This window comes from Candidatus Paceibacterota bacterium, assembly GCA_035452965.1.
Taxonomy (GTDB): Bacteria; Verrucomicrobiota; Verrucomicrobiia; order Limisphaerales; family UBA8199; genus UBA8199.
Map to the genome: position 1 here is coordinate 62,871 of DAOTCE010000001.1, position 19,036 is coordinate 81,906.

Sequence of the window (19,036 nt, forward strand, 5' to 3'; positions counted from 1 at the left end):
AGCGTGTGTTTGACTGTACCGACAGAGTTAACCCTGCTAGGCGTTACCTCGCTATGTGCTATGGCGGAATTGACGGACAACAAACTGAAGACCGAAGTCAGGGATTACTGGAATCGCGCCTCCTGCGATACCTGGCATACCCAGGCGGGGAAATTCACCCGGGAGTATTTCGAGCAGATCGAGCAATGGCGTTACCGGGACCAGCCTTTTATCCACTCCTTCGCGCAGTTCACCCGCTACCACGGCAAGCGCGTGCTCGAAGTCGGGTTTGGGGCGGGGACGGACTTCATTCAGTGGCTGCGGGCCGGGGCGGCGGCCTCGGGCGTGGACCTGACGGAAGAAGCATTGGCTAACCTGACGCATCGCATCCAGGTCTATGGGCTGCCGGAACCGGCCTGCATAAAGGTCTCCGACGCGGAGAATCTGCCGTTCGAGTCGGGCAGTTTCGATTTGGGATACTCTTGGGGCGTGCTGCATCACACGCCGGACACCGAGAAGGCCGTGCGCGAGCTGGTGCGGGTGGTGCGGCCTGGCGGCGAGGTCAAAATCATGCTCTACAACCGGCGTTCGCTCTGCACGTTTCATCACTGGGTGAAGTACGCCCTGTTCCAGGGCCGTCCGTGGATGAGCTTCCGCCAGGTGCTGTGGCATCACATGGAGAGCGTCGGCACCAAGGGCTATACGCGCAGGGAGCTGCGACAAATGCTGGCGCCGCTCGGATTGACGGACATCGGCATCGAGACGTTTGTGACCTCCTACGATTACCTGCCGTGGACACGCTTTCCGTTCTCGCTCTTCAACTGGGCGCTGCGGGTGCTTATTGCGCTAAGCGGCAACCGGCTGGGGTTCTGGCACGGCATTACGGCCAGAAAGACCTGATCCAGGCCGCGCGGCAGAATCATCCGCGGGTCACGCGGGCGCCACCTGCAAGCTGCCGCGGCCGGCGTCACAGGGGAGGGCGATCTGCAAGGTGCCGGACAGGGCCGGATGCGCGGTGACGGGGCGGCCGTTCCATCGCGCGCGGTAGGCGCGGCCGGGCTGGAGGGTGACGAGCACGGTGGCTTCGCCGCCCGGACGGGGGCGTAATTCGAGCTCGGCGTTCAGCGCGGAGTTGTCCGCCTCGAAATCGCAGCGGTGAATCCAGGTGTCGAACCCCGTCGTAAGGCGGCCCGGGCGATAGTAAGCCGCAAACCACGCCAGCACGGGCGAAGAGAGCGCGCCGAACTGATGCCAGCCGGCGCCCCGGCCGGATTCGATCAGGAAATGCTCGAAGCAATGGTAGGATGTGTCCACCTCGGCTCGCCACAGGTCGAGCGCGGTTTGCGCGATCTGGAAGGCGAAGCCGGCCTGGCCGAGATCGAGCATGGTCTTCCAGAGGAACCATTGGTGGGGCATCCAGACCGCGCCGTTCCAATAGCCGTCATGCCGATAGTAGGGCGCACTCTGATCCACGGTGGAGAGGCCAATGGGCGTCCAGAGCCGCCGGGGCGACTGCAGGTGGCCCAGCAAGGTTCGCTCCTGGGCAGGCGTGCAGATGCCGGCCAGCAGCGGCATGACGCCGTCCTGGCCGAGGTTGTAATTGGCGCCGCTCTCATGGCGGAGAATGCCGCTGGCTTGTCCCTGCGCGTCATGCAGCACGTAGCTGAAGTAGCCGGCATCCGGGTCCCAGGAATGGGTCTGCAATGCGTCGCTCCAGAGCTTGATGTCTTCATCATAGCCCGCCACGTCCTGAACCACGCCCAGCACGCGCGCCATTTGCGCCAGTATGCGCGCCGTGCGGATGAGGTGAGAGTTGATGATGGCGGTGGCGGTACGCGGCGCGAGCTTCTCTTTGTGCATGAAGACCTGCGGCGGGTAATCGTCCCAGCCGGTGTTGTAGAAATAACTCCAGGTCTTGAGCAGGCCGGATTTGAAGGCGCGGGTGTTGGAGCTGCCGAGCCGGCCGGCCAGGAACAGGTGGTATTGCCGGAGCCGGGGGTAGAAGTAATCGAGCAGGGCGCGGGATTGCGTCAGGTTCCAGAGTTCGAGGCAGAGGTAATGCTGCACCGGCAAAGGGGTGCCGTGATGAATGAACGCGGTTTCCGGATCGCCGGGTTTGGTGGTGTAGGCGTTGAGGCAATCAATGGCGCGGTTGACGTCCAGTTGCGCCAGGCCGATGCCGGTGAAGCCGGAGTCCCAGGTGTAAAGGCTGTCCCACCACTTGCCGGGCGAGTAGTGCCGCAGGTAACGCCGTTTGCCATAAACGGGGAAGACGATGTTGGTGAGCACCACCGCCGCCATGCGCTTCTGGCTGAAGCGGCAGGGCTCGCCCGCGGGCACGCTCGCCAGCGCCGCCGCGCCCTCCTGCCGCGCGCGATAGCTCCGCTCCAGCTCGGAGGGGTCCCGCGCGATCTGTTTAAGATCCTCCGCGACCTCCTCCGCGGTTCCGGCGGACACGATGCCGTAAACGGTTTTGGCGCTTTCGGGCGCCAGGGCGATTGGCCGCAGGAAAACGTTGGTGAAATGGCCCTGGCCGTCGCCGCGCAGGACGGTGCTCACGTGGTCGTGCACGTTGCGCCGGAAGTAGCGGTCCAGCTCGCTGTTGAGGATTTCGCGCACCTGAAACACGCCGGGCGACCACGCCAGGCCGTAGTGCGCCGGCGCGTCGGCATACTTGAGCAGACGGCTATGCTCCAGCGGTCCGGGCAGGATCCGCGGGGCCCAATTGAATTGCGCCGGCTGAAACTGAACCGCGCCGGCCGATGCCGCTTCCACAATGGCAAAACCATCCAACTGAATGCCGGCGCCCTTGCGCACGCCGAAGGCCAGATCGTGAGCGCCCGCCTTTGCAGCGCCCAGCGGGAGCGTCGCCAGGCTGAAGTCCTTTCCCGGCGGCAACGTCAGCTCGCCGTGCCCCAAACCGCCGGCTTCCAACAGCGTGGGCTGGTTCGAGGTGTTGCGATAGCGCAGCAATAGCCGCCCATCCTTGAGGGCTTTGCGCAGCCGCACCCGGAAGCGCACACGGTCACCGGCGCCCTTGCCGAACCCGGCGCCGATGCCGCCGCCGCTGACAAAGCCGTGGTCGCGCACTTCCGCGCGGCGATAGCCGTCCGGGACCAGGCTGTCGTTGGCGCGCGGTTGGGCGAACTTCAACTCCGCATAATCGAGGGCGTTCACCCACACCGCGCCGGCTGGCAATTGCACGGCTGTCTTCTGTGCGGGCTCGGTCGTGTAGGGCCGCACATAAGGGTAGTTGAACGAGGCCATGAAATGCAGCACCAGGTTCTGGTGGGCCGGCGTGCGGTTCACCAACTCGGCCCGCACCAGCCGCGCGCGATCCGAGAGCGCGGAGAACGACACATCGCAATAGACGCGGTCTTTCCACTCCAGCTCGCAGCGGTAGGAGAAGAAGGAAAGGTCCGGAGCCGCTTCCCACGGGTGAAAGCCGCTCTCCCAGTTCACGTTCGGCACCATGACTTCGCGCCGGTAGCGGCCCGGGAAGACGCTCAAGTCGAACCGCAGGCCGCGCTCCAGGTCGGCGATGTGCGAGAGCCCGTTGTAGATCTTGGTGTACGGGCCCCAGGGCGGCAGGCGGAGATCGTGGGAGTCGGCGAGGGCGGCGAGGTCGCCGACGGGATCGGCCTTGGCGGCATCGGCGGCGAAGGCAGGCCAATTTGACTTGAGCAGGCAGGCGGTGCCCCCGGCGGCCAGCGCGGTGCGGGCGAGAAAGGATCGGCGGGTCATGGGAAGGTCAGCTACCGTAGCGCAGACTTGCAGTCTGCCGTATCGCCGATTTGTAATCGGCGGAGCGCCCAACGCTCCAGCGCACATCAGTTCGACGGTAGTCCTGCGGGTTGAAAACCTGCAATACAGCAGACTGCAAGTCTGCACTACGTGACACGGCGGCGCGGAGGACGCGCCGTGGCGTTGATCGTCTTGTGTTCATGGATCGGGCTGAGGCGGAGGCGGAGGTTTTTGGGTGGCCCAGCTTCTGTACCAGGGCATTTCGATGAAGCGGCGGTTGCGGAAGTGGCGGAGGGGGCCGACGGCGTAGAGTTCGCAGACGGGCGGGGCGGCGGGCGCGGTCAGCGCGAGCGTTGCCAGGAGCGGGAAGAGGGAGCAAGTTGCGCGGTTCACAGACTGTTCGGCGAGGGTGAGGTCAATGGGGGTCGCACAGACGCAGCTTGGGGCCGGGGCCCCGTTGGGGCAAGGGGAATGTCGAGGCAGGGCGGGTGAAGATGGGTGCTGCGGGCTGGAGGCTGGAGGAGAGAGCTGAAGAGTGAGCGAATCCGCGGTAGCTCCACCTTACCCGAGAACCTGCAACAGGTTCACGCGACGCTGCAACGGAGGACGGGGATGCCGGCCCTCCCGATCAGGTTGTGGGGATCGGCTGGAACCGCGGCGTCGCGTTCAGGGCAGGGAGATTTCCAGACGGTAGAACTTCGCGGTTTGGGTCGCGTTGGTGTCGGTCACGGTGCAGGCAAAGCCGGAGGTGGAATACTCCGCGGTTGTGAGCGGCAGGAACAGCCCGCTGTTCAGGTCGGTGCAATATCGCACCGTATATAACCGCGTCGGCAGCCAAGGACTGAAGACCAGGCTCTGCGAGGCCCCCTGGTGCGCACCCAGCGCGAAATGGAACTGGCTGCCGGGATCCACCGGGGATGCGCCGGACAAATACTCCAGCCGGTTGTTCTGACCGTCGCCGTCCGGATCGGCCGTACCCAGGCCGAGCGGATTGTTCTCGCCGAACAGGTTCACCTGCCAGTCGTCCGGCAGGCCGTCGCCGGCGTACAGGCCGAAGTCATCCGAGTTCACGTTGACCACGGCCAGGCTCACATAGTTGGACACGCCGAGGTACTGGCCGCCCGCCAGCGCGGCCGTCGTCTGATAGACGGTGCCCGCGGTGACCAGGCCGTTGGGGAACACGCTGGTGAGCACGCTGCTGTAAGTCCGCCAGACCACGCTCGTGCTGTTCAGCCCGAGGTAGGACGCATCGTCCAGCACGGCCATGGCGCTGAGCTGGCTGGCGCCGCCTTCGTTCACCACGAAGGGGGAAGCGCTCAATTGCAATCCGGTCACTTCGTACAGTTGCCCGGCAAAGCCGGGTTTCAAGATGGCCGAGGGCGTGGTGGCCGCGGCGGGGGTGACCCAGCCGTCAATGCTGGTCTGCATCGAGCAGCCGGGACCCGTAACCCGCCCGCCCCCGCCGGTCAACGCCTCGGTGGTCATCTGGTAGGCGCTGCTGACGCGCGTCTGGGCCAGGGCCGACGCCGCGGCCAGGCCCAGCGCGCCGCAAGCGATCAGGAATCGGGCGTTCATGGCTTTTGGTAGAGGTAGAGGACGGGGCTCGGAGCCCATTTGAAGGCATACTGGGTAGAGGGTGCACCCCCTGTCGAGCCGAACACGAGCGCCTGGGTGCCAGTCCAGATCGTTCCCGGCACCGCGTACATGACGAAGGTTGGGCAAGCCGGGATGGTCAGCCAGCTATCCGTGGCAGGATTGTAGCGGGCGCTGTCGTAGGTGTGGGTAGGTCCGAGCAGCACTGGGCCGACCACGATTTCCGTGCCGGTCCATACCGTGTCGGGCGCTATCGCAGGGGAGATGTAGGAGCTTAGGGGGCTCTGGCTCATCTTGCGCCAGGTGTTCGACGTAGGATTGTAAAGATAGCCGCCCCTTTCCATCGGCGTGCCAAAGTTGAGAACCGCCAGCTCGCTGCCAGTCCAGTTCGTCCTGGTATGCATGCCCATGGAGAATGCAGGGGCGCCGTTGGTGGTGACTGGCTGCCAGGAGTCGCTGGCCGGGTAATAACGGCCGCCGCCCCAAAGCATGTCTGGACCGTTGGTCAGAACGACCAGCGTGTTCCCGCACCAGGCGATTTGCGACATGGATGATAGCGGAGGCTGGCCATTGGTGTTGACGCCCGGCCAGGAATCGGTGCCCGGGTTGTAACGGGCCAGCCGCATCATATTGTCTCTCAAGATCAGCTCGGTGCCCGTCCAATAGACTTGGACACCCATTCCGCCGATGAAGGGCGCCCCGTTGGTATTGAGGGACACCCAGGTGTCGGTGGCGGGGTGGTAGCGCTTGGCCGAGGGGCCGGACATGCTCATCACGACCAGTTCCGTCCCCGTCCAGAAGACCACTGAGTCCATGGGGCTGAACTGGGGCGCACCGACGGTGTTCACGCTTCTCCACTCATCCGTTGCAGGATTGTAGCGGCCGGCCCAGAGGGTGGGCATTGGGTTGCCAGCGAGGATCATCAGCTCGGACCCGATCCACACGGGGGTGAAGTCTGTGATGTTAGGCAGGCCATTGGTAGGGATGTCATGCCAGGTGTTGTTGGCCGGGTTAAATCGTACTCCCAGCGGCCCCATGGTGGCCGCGGACTCACGGAACACGTAGGCTTCACTCCCGGTCCAGATCGGGGCTTTCGCTGAAGAGGTCGTGGGGAACGTCGCGCTGGTGTTAGCCGCCACCGTTTCCCATTCCTCGGCCAGGAGCCGCAGGCCGGGGAGCTTTACGTAGCCGGCGGCCAGGAAGTTGCTGGCGTTGGCGTCGGACGAGAACACGGTGCTGCCGCTCGAAGGGCTGCCCAGCCCGGCTTTCACGTCGTTGGCCAGCTTGGCTACGGTGATGGTGCCATCGGGCACGTTGCCGGCCATCATCGCGTAGCCCACCGCCGCCAGCCGCTGGTCGGGCGTGAACTGCTGGAAGCCGGTGGCGCCGTCGTTGAACCAGACCCGCAGGCGCAGGTCCGCGTTGGTGAAGAGGGTGGGCGGCAGCGCGATCATGTTGGGCAGGGTGGAGTTGCCGAGCTGGACCGAGTAGAGGCCCTTGGACACGGCGAGCGAGACGGCGCTGACGGGCTGGCCGCCGCCGCTGCCGGTGCCGTCGTTGCTCCAGTAGGTGACGGTGCCGGCGCTGTTGACGAAGGCAAACTTGAACTGGCCGGTGCCATCGAAGTTCACGTTGCCGACGGTGATGCGGCCCTGAAAGTTCAGGAGCTGCGGGACTTGCGCCCACGCCGCCGCCGACACAAGGCAGGCAGCCGTGAGGCCGAAACACAAACGCAGGAGAATAGGAGTTCTTTTCATAGTAGTATCAATGGATTCCCTGGAAGGGGTGAGTCTGAGGGCCACGCTGCTGACTCTGGGAGGTACAGAGAGAAGACTCTGCTCAATCGCCGCCTGTTCTCGTCCATCATTGCCAGCAGCCCAAACCAGCCATTATTCGGGTGGCGGCCCGACCACCCGAGTGACCTCCGCGAACGTCAGTGCTCGCGGAACCTTTTCCGGCGCGAACAACAACACCGACCTGCTAAAAGACAACCAACCTTAACCTTAGGCCCGAATCATTAAGGAATGGCCGCCGAGGCGTCAAGGAGCAAGTTGAGAGATTCGGGCCGCACGTCGCCAAGCTGACAGGGATGTTGGCCCACATGCCGACGAGGCGTGGGGTGGGTCAGGAGTTCTGAGACTGCAGGCTGGAGGCTGGAGGAGAAGTCTGAACAGTGAGCAAATCCACCGTGGGTTCGCCGTTTGGTGCCACCCGCCCCCCAACTTGCGTCCCAGCAGCGCCAGCACGCGGTTGATCTTGACGTAGAACTCTTGCCCGCGCAGCCGGCGCCGATTTCGCCCCGGCCGCTTTTGCGTCCACTCCTGCCGGGCCGTCCGGTGCCACGCCTGCCGCTGTTCCTCCGTCAATCGCCCCCACCCGGGCGACACCTGCCCCATGCGCCCCCGCTCCAGTTCCTGACCGAGCGCGCTCCGCCGCCTGTGCCCCTTGCGCGGGCCGCTCTGCTGACGTGTTTTGTCTCATCACAACCTTAAGCGCCCCGATCCTACCACCCCTCCGCCCCGCCGTGCACCCCGCGCCTCACCTCACTGCTCCGGCTTCGGCGCAGCCGGTGGCGGCTGGCTGGCCCAGCTTTTGTACCAGGGCATTTCGATGAAGCGGCGGTTGAGGATGTGGCGCACGGGTCCGATGCCATACACCTCGCGCTGCAGCTTCTCCTCGGCGGCCCAGAATTCATCGGCGCGCGCGAGCCGCTCCGGCGTCCAACTGTCTCCCGTGCCGATTGCCTGGTTGGCGGCGAACATGTCTGCCTTGAGTTCCCACTGGCGGCGGCGCTAGCTTGTGGAGGCACCGGGCAGGGCGGTGAGGGTCTTGCGCGCGGTCGCGGCATCCACTGAATACGGCGCGCCCCACGCCGCCAGCCAATCGGCCCACTGGCGGGCCAAGGGGTCATCGGCAGCGAAATAGCGTCCGGCGTAAGCGAGCAGCACGTCTCGCGGGGTATTCTGCTTTGCGGTGAACAGCGCCCCCAGCAGCGCTTTGTTTACGTCGTCGTAGATGCCTTCGGAGTAGGCCATGACGCCGGTCACAGACTGTGAGCTCAACTTCCGCACTGTGTCCGCCAGCCTCCTGGGGGCCGCCACCGGGCCGGTTTTGGCATAAATGTCGCGCGGCGCCGAGCGGTCCGGGTAGCCGATGTGAACAAAGGCATGCTTCCGGCAGCCCATGGGCAGCGGCACGTCGGCTACGCCGGTCTGGTCATACGGGATGTGGAGTGCCATTGAGGCGGCCAACCCGGGGGCGTGCTCGTCCATCCATTGGGCGAAGAGCTTGTGCTCCTCAGCCGTCCACCACCAGCCGATGAAGTGGAGTTCCACCTTCGGGTGGTGGCTGCGGGCGATCTGGTGGATGTCCAGCGTCAACTGGGCAAAGGTCAGAATCCAGGGTTTGCACTGATCGCAGGCGCAGCCGCCGTAGTCGTAGGGCGCGGAGTTGATCGCGGTGAGGTTCACGCCCGCCTTGGCCAGGTCGGCGAAGAGATTGGTGTAGTTATTGAGGATGGCCTCGCGCGCGCCAGGCTGATGCGGGCAGATGAGCTGGCCCTGGATGCGAGGTCCCCGCCTGGCCAGCCACTCCGGCTTGAGCTGGTCGCGGTAAACGTGGTTGGGGGTGACGACCAGGTCTGTCGCCAGCCCCAGCGACTGCGCGGTGCGGAAGTGGACGCGTTTGAGGTCCCATAGCGCATGGCCGAGGCTGTATTGCGGGTCGCCCGCGAACGGATCCACGCAGTCAATCGCGTCGAACCAATCGGCATAGCGGTTGAAGCCCCAGTGTTTGGCTTCGCTGAGGACCTGGCGCATCTCGTTGACGCCGGCGACCTCATACCAGTTGCCGAAATGCCCGACGGCGTAGAGTTCGCAGAAAGGCGCTTCGGCGGCACGGATGGCGGGCCCGCCAGGCCCGAGCATGGCTAGAACCAACAGGAAGAGATAATGGGGCCGCATCATGGGACGCTTTCCGGCAGTGAATTCAAGCGAGCCTGCACGGCCCCAGCGTGGTGGTATCCGGATTCGCAGGCAAGGCGAATGTCGCGCGCTGAGCCGGCCGGCGCCAACGGACAAAAGCCGGTTTGAAAAACCACTTCGCAGCGATTACGTTCCACCCGAGACCATATGCTTGAGGACCGTCACTATATGCGCCATCCGCGATTTCCGTTGTCGTGGTCGGCGACGGTGGTGCTGTTGGTGGTGAACGTGGTTGCGTTCGTGGTGCAGAACGCCCTCGAGCGCTGGTCCGCCTTCCCGCTTCACAGCTACCTCGCACTGAGCGTGGAAGGGCTGCGGCACGGTTTTGTCTGGCAGTTGCTGACCTACCAGTTTCTGCACGGGGGATGGCTGCACTTGCTGCTCAACTGCTGGGCGATCTACGTCTTCGGCCGGGCCATCGAAGAGGCGCTGGGCGGGAAGAAGTTTCTGGCGCTCTATTTTTCCAGCGGCGTCATGGGCGGACTGTTCCAAACGTCGCTGGGGGTGTTGGTGGGGGGGGCGTTTGCGGCGCCGGTGGTCGGCGCTTCGGCCGGCGCGTTCGGGTTGGTGGCCGCCTTTGCCGTGCTCTATCCGGAGCGGCCCCTGATGCTGCTGTTGTTCTTCATCATCCCGGTAAGCATGCGGGCCAAGTTCCTGTTGTTGTTCAGCGCGCTGCTGGCGGTGTTCGGCATTGTCTTCCCCACGGACAACATCGCTCACGCCGCCCACCTGGGCGGCATGCTCGCCGGCATTGCGTTTGTGCGCTATGCCGCCCACTGGGACTGGCGCTGGCCGCGTCTCCGGCGGATCCAGCGCTCGCCGCTGCGCCCGGTGGTGACGGTCTCGCGGCCGAGCTCGGCTCGCTGGGGGCCGGCACGGGGCGGCGCGGATGCGGAACTGCCCCCGGAGGAGTTTCTGAGCCGGGAAGTGGATCCGATCCTGGACAAGATTTCGGCCCACGGCATCCAAAGCCTCACCGAGCGCGAGCGCCGTATCCTGGAAACGGCGCGGGAGAAAATGGCCAGACGCTAGGGCGGATGCCCCATGCTCCGCCCGAAATGCGGCAGACCGGCGCGCGGGCATCCTGCCCGCTTGGAGAACTCAAACCGTGTAAGCGGGCGGGATGCCCCCGCGCCGACTTCGCAGGTGTGAGATGTTCCGGCTGTCACGCCCAGCGCCGCGTGAGGTCACCCCGTTTCACGCTTTTAACGTTTTAACCCTTACGCCCATTGCATAGAGTGGGCGCATGATTCAACGTTACTCGCGGCCCGCGATGCGGGAAATCTGGAGCGAACAACGCAAGCTGGAGGTCTGGCTCCAAGTCGAACTGCTCGCCAGTGAAGCGTTGTCTGTCGAGGGACTGGTGCCCAGGGAAGACTTTGCCCGGATAAAGCGGCGCGCGGCCTTCAGCGTGGAGCGGTGCCGGGAACTGGAGCGGACGCTCAACCACGACGTGATCGCGTTCACGACGAACGTGGCGGAGAACATCGGCGCACCGGCCAGCCGCTGGCTGCATTTTGGGCTGACGAGCAGCGACATTGTGGACACGGCGTTTGCGGTGCAGATGACGCAGGCGGCGGACATCCTGATCGCCGACGTGAAGGGGCTGCGAAAGGCCGTGGCGGCCAAGGCGCGGAAGCACCGGTTCACGCCGATGATTGGCCGGAGCCACGGCATTCACGCCGAGCCGACGACCTTTGGGTTGAAGCTGGCGCTCATGTATGACGAGTTTGGCCGGGCCTTGCGGCGGCTGGAGGCGGCGCGGGAGACGGTGGCGGTTGGCAAGCTCTCCGGGGCGGTGGGCACGAGCGCGCATCTGTCGCCGCGAATCGAGGCCTTTGTGTGCCGGAAGCTGGGGCTGCGGCCGGCGCCGATTGCGACGCAGGTGGTGCAGCGGGATCTGCACGCGGAGTTCATCGGCGCGCTGGCGCTGGCGGGGGCGAGCGTGGAGCGTTGGGCGACGGAGTTCCGGCATCTGCAGCGCACCGAGGTGCTGGAGGTGGAGGAGTTTTTCGCGAAGGGCCAAAAGGGTTCGAGCGCCATGCCGCACAAGCGCAACCCGATCACCAGCGAGCGGCTGAGCGGCCTGGCGCGGGTGTTGCGGGGCAACGCCGTGGCCGCGCTGGAGAATGTCGCGCTGTGGCACGAGCGCGACATCAGCCACAGTTCGGTGGAGCGGATCATCTTCCCGGATTCCTGCACGCTGCTGGATTACATGCTGACGCTGCTGACGAAGCTGGTGGAGGGGCTGATTGTTTATCCGGGGAACATGCGGCGGAACCTGGAGTTGTCGCTGGGCCTGTGGAATTCGCAGACGGTGCTCCTGGCGCTGATCCGGAAGGGGCTGACGCGGGAGCAGGCGTACGAGCTGGTGCAGCGGAACGCGATGCGGACCTGGCAGGCCAAGCACGCGGGCCGCGCGGACGCGGATTTCCTCGCGCAGCTCAAGGCCGACGCCGAGGTCGCGCGGCACTTCAGCCGGGGCGAGTTGGAGGCGCTGTGCTCGCTGGAGTTTCACTTCCGGGAAGTGAAGCGCCGTTTCCGGAAGCTGGGGCTTTGAGATGAGCGGCTGGAACGTGATGCGGCGCGGTCTTGGCCTAGTGATCTGCCTCGCCCCACTGACGCCGGGCGTGGCGGAGACGTGGCCGAGCGCGTTGAGCCGGATGCCGCTCGGAACGAACGTCGCGCAGTTGAACCGCACCAACTGCGTTGGCCTCATGCTGCGCGCCCTCCAGTCGAACGATGTCGTGAAGGCCCTGATCTTCATGCCCGGGGCGACCGACGAGTTCTACTTCTTCCGCCGCGCCCGGGCGGATTTGCCCGGGGGGCCGGCCTCGCTGCTCACGGCGGTCGGCGCGCTGACCAACCAAACGCTCATCCAGGCGACGTTTCGCGCGCCGCTGCTGCTGCTGCACACCACGGAGGACCTGCTGGAACCCGCGATCACCATCAAACATGCGCGCACGGCGCGGCAGCTCCAGCAGGGCCGGTTTGTCCCGCATGGCGTCTATGACGACCGCGACTGGAATCACTTGCAGCCCATCCTGAAGTCATCGCTGGGCACGGACATGCGGCCCGTGCTGCATTCCTACGATTCGTGGCATTTCTACCGGCACAGCTTCGCGGCGTGGAATTTGACCGGCTGGGAGGCGCTGGAAGCCACGGCCCTGGCCGGTCAAACCAGTTTCACCGTCCGCCGCAAACGGGTGGTGTTCGAGTTGGACAAGCGCCCGCGCCTCGCGCCCAAGGTGGACTCGTTCCCGCGTTAAGCTCGCGGGTGGAGTTGGAGAGCGGCGGGGATTCCGCTAAAGTAGGAGCGGCGTCGAACGCCCTCCTCCAGTCGGTGCTATAAACATGGCGCTCCTCCGGAGCTTTCCCTCCGCCGCCACTATTCCACCGAGAACAGCGAAGAACCGAGCGGGGCAATCCGGCCTGCGCCAGCGGGCAACGCAGCCAAGGCGGCGGAAGAGGGGGGCCACGACGAAGGGCGTTTTGGGCAGGTTCCTCGACACCCCAGTCCGGTCGGCCGGGACCGGACCTTCTGGATGCTCCCGCACCGACTCCCGGAGGTTGCCCAAGCTTGTGGAAACCGCCGGCCGCATCCGGGCGTCTTGCTTCAGAGGAACATGAAACCTGTATTCTGGAAAACCTCGGTCGTTGGCGCCCTGGCGCTCTTAACGGCAAACACCTGTCCCAACACTACTTGCGCTGCAGACGCGCCGAAGCTCCCCGCCAAACCCAATGTGCTGTTCATCGCCGTTGACGACCTGAACCACTGGGTGGGCTATCTGGGCCGCAACCCGCAGACGAAGACCCCGAACATAGACAAACTCGCCGCGCGGGGAGTCTGGTTCACGCGCAGCTATTGCGCCGCGCCGGTCTGCAATCCCTCCCGCGCCGCGCTGATGTCCGGCCTGCGGCCGTACACCAGCGGCGTCTATGAGAACAACAACGACTGGCGCACCGTGGTCCCGAAGGACCTCCCGCTCACTTCGACCTTCCGCAAGGCCGGCTACTTTGTCTGTGGCGCCGGCAAGATTTATCATGAGTCCTACGCCCGCCCCGCCGAGTGGGACGATTATCTCCCGAGCGCAGGCCGCGATCCGGAACCTCAGGGAACGAACACGGGCGTGGGTGGGATCAAGTTCGCCCCGCTGGACTGCGGGGACGAGGATTTGCGCGAGTGGAAGATCGTCGGGTACGGCATTGAGCAGCTCCGGCAGAAGCGCGAGCAACCGTTGTTCCTCGCGGTCGGACTGCACAAGCCGCATATGCCGTGGAACGTGCCGCGCAAGTACTACGACATGCATCCGCTCAAGGACATCCAGTTGCCGCCGCACCGCGAGGACGACCTCCAGGACCTGCCCCCCGCCGGGGTGCGCATGGCCCGGCCCGAGGGCGACCACGCCCGCATGCTGGCGTCCGGGCGCTGGAAGGAAGCGGTGCAGGGCTACCTGGCCGCCATATCATATTGCGACGCGATGGTAGGCCGGCTCCTGGACGCGTTCGACAAGTCGCCCTACCGGGACAACACGCTCATCTGCTTCTGGGGCGACCACGGCTGGCACCTGGGCGAGAAACAACACTGGCGCAAGTTCGCGCTGTGGGAGGAAGCCACCCGCGCACCGTTGATCTGGGTCGTGCCCGGCCTGACCCGGGCCAACGGGCGCTGCGATCGCACTGTGGATTTTATGAGCATCTACCCGACGCTGACCGACCTGTGCGGCATCCCGACGCCCGCCCACGTCGGGGGGCGGAGCCTCCGTCCCTTGCTGGCCGATCCACAGGCGCCCTGGGACCAGCCCGCCATCACCACGCACAAGTATATGAACCACGCGGTGCGCACCGAGGGCTACCGTTACATCCGCTACGCCAACGGCGGCGAGGAGTTCTACGACGAACGCAAGGACCCCTACGAGTGGACCAACCTGGCCGGCGAACCGGAGGCCAGCGACAGGCTGGCCGAGTTGGGCAAGGCGATGCCCAGGCAGAACCAGCCCGACATCGGCGGCGCGCGGAACGCGGGGGCCGAGAAAGGGGCGCCCGTCAAACTGCGGAAGAAGGCGCGCAAGTAAGAGCATCACTCATCTGAGTGATTCCCCCGGCGGGCCGGGTTATGGCAGATTCCCGTCCCGTTGCCGCGGAGAAGCTCCGCTGGCAACGGCGTAGCAGACGGGTATGCACAACCATCAGATTCTCCGACTCGCCGCGGCGCTGCTGGCGGCCGTACCCGCGACCCCGCCCGCAAGGATCCGCTCGCTCGCCTGCAGGCCGAATTCGAACGACAGGTGAAGCTCACCCAATACCGCGTCCCCGACTACGTTGACAAGCCGGTCGAAGGGGCCAGCCCCGGCCAGAAGAAAGGCGGCAAGAAGAAGAGGAAACAGGCCTGAGCCACGGTCACCCAAGCTCTCCGGGGCTCTGGCACGAGCGCTCAATTGTATTAGCATCGTTCATGGTTTTGGAGGGGGGGGGAGCTGGAGGGCGGCGGGGAATCCGCTAAAGTCCGCATTTACGCCCCAAATTGCGCTTGGCGCATAACACACTCCGGTTGCGCGACTTACATCAGATTTCGGGCAAAATGACGCCTGGCGCAACCGTTTTGCTGTAAGTGACTGTAACACAGCAGTTTGCGCGAACTGCCCTCCAAGGTGTCAAGGTTGTATCCACGGTGTGGACAGGGTGAGGATACGGTGAGGATACGGTGAAACTCCGGCGGGATCGGGGTAGTTTTGGCAGCGCGTATGCAGGAAGCTGCCGGAGGAGCGCGGGCATTTTGTCCGCTTTGCGGATTGCGGGCCAGACAAGCGGGCACGATGCCCGCGCGCCTGCATGCATGCGCGCTGCCGCGGAGGGGCGCAGGCGGCAGCGGACGGTTGAAACGCCGGGCGGGTACTGAGAGACTGGGGGAGCAGATTGTCATGCACATACCGGATGGGTTCATTGATGGGAAGACCGCCGTTGCCACGATCGCACTGTCGGCGGCGGGGGTGGGAATCGCGCTGCGCCAGGTGCGGCGGCGGCTTCCGGCGCGGCGGGTGCCGTTGCTGGGGCTGGCGGCGGCGTTCCTGTTTGCGGCGCAGATGGTGAATTTTCCGGTGGCGGCAGGGACCTCCGGGCACCTGGTGGGCGGGGTGCTGGCGGCGGCGTTGCTCGGTCCGGGCGCCGCGATCACCGTGCTGACGACCGTGCTGATTGTGCAGTGTTTCCTGTTCGCCGATGGGGGCGTGCTGGCGCTGGGGGCAAACATCTTCAACATGGCCATTGTCGGCGTGGCGGGCGGCTACGGGATTTATTGGCTGGTGTGCCGCTGGCTGGCGGGCACGCGCGGACAGGTGGCCGCGGTGGCGTTCGCGGGTTGGTGTTCGACGGTGCTGGCGTCGGTCAGTTGCGCGGGGCAGTTGGCGTGGTCGGGCACGGTCCCCTGGGCGGCGGCGTTTACCGCGATGACCAGCGTGCACATGGTGATAGGGATCGGCGAGGGCCTGATCAGCGCGCTGGTGCTGCTGGCGATCCAGCGCGTGCGGCCGGACTTGACCGATGATCGCAGCGGGGCCGAACCGCAGCGGTCGTGGGGCGAGCTGGGGTTCTACGGCTTGCTGGCGACGCTGGGGGTGGCGGTGTTCGTGGCGCCGTTCGCATGTCCCTGGCCGGATGGGTTGGAGGCGGCCGCCGCGAAGCTGGGTATCGAGCACAAGGCGGTTGCCCCGCTGGTGTCGGCACCGGCGGCGGATTACCAGTTGCCGGGAGTGCAATGGGCGGCGGGCGCGACGGCGCTGGCCGGCGTGGTTGGGGCAGCGGTGGTATTCGTGCTGGCCCTGCTGCTGGCCCGGTCGCTGGTGCGGGACCAGGAAGGAAGGGCGCCTGTCGCCAAGCCATGATTGGCAACTGGATTGGCCATCATCACAGCCTGCGGGACAGCGCGGTGTCGCGACTGCCGGCGGGGCTGAAGCTGGGCCTGGCGCTGGGGATGATTGTCGGCACGGTGCTGGCGCCGCCCGCGGCGTGGGGTTGGTATTCCGCCATGGCGGTGGTGCTGGCGTTGGGGGTGGCGTTGAGCCGGGTGCCGTTGCTGTTCCTGCTGAAGCGATTGGCGTGGCTGTCACCGTTCGTGCTGAGCGTGGCGCTGGTCAATGCGCTTCAGCCCGGGGCGCCAGGGAATTGGCGGATGGTGGCGGCCAAGAGCGGCATATGCCTGCTAACGGTGATCCTGGTATCGAACACGACGCCGTTCAGCGGAATCCTGCGGGTTCTCAAGACGGCGCATGTGCCGGGGCTGCTGATCACGACCATCGCGCTGATGCACCGCTACCTGTTTGTGCTGGTGGAGGAGGCGGAACGGATGCGCCGGGCGCGCGCGAGCCGGACGTTTGCGCGGGCGCGCCGCGCGCGCTGGCAGGCGTTGTCCACGGTGGTGGGGCAGCTATTCGTGCGCGCCTCGGAGCGGGCTGAACGCATTTACGACGCCATGTGCGCGCGGGGTTGGAGATGAATCCGGCGATCGAAATCAGCCATCTGAGCTACCGTTACCACGACGGCACTGAGGCGCTGCGGGGGGTGAACTTCCGGGTCGCGCCGGGCGAGTGTGTGGGGTTGCTGGGGCCGAACGGGTCGGGCAAATCCACATTGCTGTTGCACCTCAACGGCATCCTGCCGGAGAAACCCGGTTCGGACGGAGCGGTGCGCATCCTGGGCCAACCCGTCACGCCGGACAGCGTGGAGGCCATCCGCCGGCAGGTGGGGCTGGTTTTCCAGGACCCGGACGATCAACTGTTCTGCCCGAGCGTGGCGGAGGATGTGGCGTTTGGCCCGCGGCAACTGGGGTTGAGCGAGACGGAGGTGCAGGCGCGTGTGCGGGAGGCATTGGCGCAGACCGGTTTGGCGGGCTTTGGCCACCGTGCGACGCATCACCTGAGTCACGGGGAGAAGCGCCGGGCCTGCCTGGCGGGCGTGCTGGCGTGCCAGCCGAGCGTGCTGGTGCTGGACGAGCCGACCAGTGATCTGGACCCGCGCGGCCGACGCGAGTTGAAGGCGCTGCTGCGGGGGATACCGGCCACGAAACTGATCGCGACGCATGACCTGGAACTGGTCGTCGAGCTCTGCGCGCGGGCGATGGTGCTCGACCACGGGGCGGTGGTGGCGGACGGGCCGGTGACCGACCTCCTCAACAACGAAGAGCTGATGTTGGCGCACGGTTTGGAGCGGCCGCATATCCTGCGGCACAGGCATCCGCACGGCGAGGCGGGGTGAAGGGCGGCGCAGATTCGAGGCGGCCGTCGGCGGGGTGAGGTGCGCGGGGTGTTGGAGCATTGCCTCGCAACGTGTTCTGCGGCATGCTAGGTGCATGGGCAAAAGACGTGAAGCGCGTGAACGTGCCGTGCAGTTTCTGTTTCAGCACGACCTGAACCCGGTGGAGGACCTGCAGGCGGAGCTGGAGCATTTCTGGGAGTCGCAGCGGGCAGCGGCCATTGCCGGGGAGAAGGGAGCCGCGACGTGGGGCCAGCCGGTGGAACTGCCGCCGCCAACGGCCGACGAGAAGGCCATCCGCGAGTTTGCCGATCCGCTCATCCGCGGCTCCCTGGAGCACCGCGAGGAAGCGGATGGGGTAATCCGGAAACATGCGAAGAACTGGGAGCTGCACCGGATTGCGGCGGTGGACCGCAATGTGTTGCGGCTGGCGATCTACGAGATGCTGCATCGCGACGACATTCCGCCGGTGGTGAGCATCAACGAGGCCGTGGATATCGCCAAGAAGTTCTCCACGCAGGACAGCGGGAAATTCGTGAACGGCATTCTCGACAAGGTGAAGGGGGAGTTGCTGCGGCCGGCCCGGGGCATCCAATGAGCCCGATGCCTTCCAACTGGAGCCAGCATGCGGATCGCTGATTTGCATCTGCATAGTTGCTTTTCCGACGGCACCTACGGGCCGGAGGAGATGGTGGGCCATGCGCAACGCTGCGGGCTGGCGGCGATTGCGCTGACCGACCACGATTCGGTGGAAGGCTGCCCAGAGGCCGCGCGGGCGTGCGAGGCGGCGGGCATCGAGTTTATCGCGGGCATCGAACTGACGGCGGAGCAGGATGGCGATGAGCTGCATATTCTAGGCTATCACATGGACACCCGGAATGTCCGGCTGCTGACGCGGATTGCCCAATGCCAGGCCGTGCGCCAGAACCGCATTCGGGAGATGGTGGCGCGGATCAACCGATTGCAGGTGCCGCTCTCGGCCGACGCGGTGTTTGAACTGGCGAACTGCCGGGCGCCCGGAAGGCCGCATGTGGCGCGCGCGCTGGTGGCGGCGGGCCTTTGCCGGAATCTGGATGAGGCTTTTGAACGCTTTCTCAAAAAGCATCGCCCGGCGTGGGTGCCCAAGTTCAAGATGCGAGGGGAAGAGGCGATCGAGTTGATTCACCAGGCGGGAGGAGTGGCGGTGCTGGCACACCCGGGATTGAATCGCACCGACGCGGGCATCCCGGCGCTGGTTCAGGCTGGGTTGGACGGCATCGAGTGTTTCCACACAAAGCATTCGACGGCGACCGCGGAGATTTACCTGGAGCTGGCCGAGCGGTTTCGTTTGCTGGTAACCGGCGGTTCGGATTGCCATGGCCTGAGCAAAGGCAAGCCGCTGATTGGCACGGTGAAGGTGCCTTACAGGTGCGTGGAGAAGCTCCGCGCGCGAGCGGCAGAACGCCGGCGGGCCGCTGCGCCGCACCCCGCACCATGAATTTCCCGGCTAC

Annotated in this window: 16 protein-coding genes; 10 read left to right on the top strand and 6 right to left on the bottom strand. The window is 65.6% G+C overall.

Translation table 11 applies throughout. The features are described from left to right. The first annotated feature begins 60 nt into the window (after positions 1-60). Positions 61-879 (top strand): class I SAM-dependent methyltransferase, encoded by an 819-nt coding sequence (locus P5205_00195; protein HSA08771.1) that lies wholly within the window; start codon positions 61-63, stop codon positions 877-879. Positions 880-909: 30 nt separating this feature from the next. On the opposite strand, the gene P5205_00200 is transcribed toward P5205_00195, so the two are convergent. The 6 genes from P5205_00200 to P5205_00225 form a co-directional block, all read right to left on the bottom strand. Then, positions 910-3,723 (bottom strand): trehalase family glycosidase, encoded by a 2,814-nt coding sequence (locus tag P5205_00200; protein ID HSA08772.1) that lies wholly within the window; start codon positions 3,721-3,723, stop codon positions 910-912. Positions 3,724-3,921: 198 nt separating this feature from the next. Then, positions 3,922-4,116: a hypothetical protein gene (locus P5205_00205; protein ID HSA08773.1), complete on the bottom strand. Its 195-nt coding sequence runs from the start codon at positions 4,114-4,116 to the stop codon at positions 3,922-3,924. Between the two features lie 273 nt (positions 4,117-4,389). Continuing rightward, complete coding sequence (locus P5205_00210) at positions 4,390-5,298, bottom strand: hypothetical protein (protein ID HSA08774.1); 909 nt, start codon at positions 5,296-5,298, stop codon at positions 4,390-4,392. Beyond that, positions 5,295-7,073 (bottom strand): hypothetical protein, encoded by a 1,779-nt coding sequence (locus tag P5205_00215; protein ID HSA08775.1) that lies wholly within the window; start codon positions 7,071-7,073, stop codon positions 5,295-5,297. Before P5205_00215 ends, P5205_00210 begins: the two co-directional genes overlap by 4 nt. A 786-nt stretch (positions 7,074-7,859) precedes the next feature. Further along, positions 7,860-8,078, bottom strand: a complete 219-nt coding sequence (locus P5205_00220; protein ID HSA08776.1) for a hypothetical protein — start codon at positions 8,076-8,078, stop codon at positions 7,860-7,862. Positions 8,079-8,108: 30 nt separating this feature from the next. Then, entirely contained in the window at positions 8,109-9,281 is a 1,173-nt protein-coding gene (locus tag P5205_00225) for a hypothetical protein (protein ID HSA08777.1), read from the bottom strand. A gap of 186 nt (positions 9,282-9,467) precedes the next feature. Between P5205_00225 and P5205_00230 the strand changes: the two genes are divergently transcribed. The 9 genes from P5205_00230 (at position 9,468) to P5205_00270 (ending at position 19,023) form a co-directional block, all read left to right on the top strand. After that, complete coding sequence (locus P5205_00230; protein HSA08778.1) at positions 9,468-10,331, top strand: rhomboid family intramembrane serine protease; 864 nt, start codon at positions 9,468-9,470, stop codon at positions 10,329-10,331. 214 nt (positions 10,332-10,545) lie between these two features. Further along, the gene (gene purB / locus P5205_00235; GenBank protein ID HSA08779.1) at positions 10,546-11,859 is read left to right on the top strand and encodes an adenylosuccinate lyase; all 1,314 of its coding nucleotides are present in this window, start codon (positions 10,546-10,548) and stop codon (positions 11,857-11,859) included. 1 nt (position 11,860) lies between these two features. Beyond that, on the top strand, positions 11,861-12,568 hold the full coding sequence (locus P5205_00240; protein ID HSA08780.1) for a hypothetical protein: 708 nt from the start codon (positions 11,861-11,863) through the stop codon (positions 12,566-12,568). A 357-nt stretch (positions 12,569-12,925) separates the two neighbouring features. Next, positions 12,926-14,374: a sulfatase gene (locus P5205_00245; GenBank protein HSA08781.1), complete on the top strand. Its 1,449-nt coding sequence runs from the start codon at positions 12,926-12,928 to the stop codon at positions 14,372-14,374. Between the two features lie 846 nt (positions 14,375-15,220). Continuing rightward, positions 15,221-16,180 carry an energy-coupling factor ABC transporter permease gene (locus P5205_00250; protein HSA08782.1) on the top strand — a complete coding sequence of 320 codons (960 nt, stop codon included), beginning with the start codon at positions 15,221-15,223 and terminating at the stop codon, positions 16,178-16,180. Next, entirely contained in the window at positions 16,177-16,791 is a 615-nt protein-coding gene (locus tag P5205_00255) for a CbiQ family ECF transporter T component (GenBank protein ID HSA08783.1), read from the top strand. The genes P5205_00250 and P5205_00255 overlap by 4 nt, the downstream gene beginning before the upstream one ends. Continuing rightward, on the top strand, positions 16,788-17,549 hold the full coding sequence (locus P5205_00260) for an ABC transporter ATP-binding protein (GenBank protein ID HSA08784.1): 762 nt from the start codon (positions 16,788-16,790) through the stop codon (positions 17,547-17,549). Before P5205_00255 ends, P5205_00260 begins: the two co-directional genes overlap by 4 nt. 94 nt (positions 17,550-17,643) lie before the next feature. Further along, on the top strand, positions 17,644-18,144 hold the full coding sequence (gene nusB, locus P5205_00265; GenBank protein HSA08785.1) for a transcription antitermination factor NusB: 501 nt from the start codon (positions 17,644-17,646) through the stop codon (positions 18,142-18,144). Positions 18,145-18,171: 27 nt separating this feature from the next. Next, a complete protein-coding gene (locus P5205_00270) occupies positions 18,172-19,023 on the top strand; it encodes a PHP domain-containing protein (protein ID HSA08786.1) in 852 nt (283 codons plus the stop codon). The last annotated feature ends 13 nt before the right edge of the window (positions 19,024-19,036 follow it).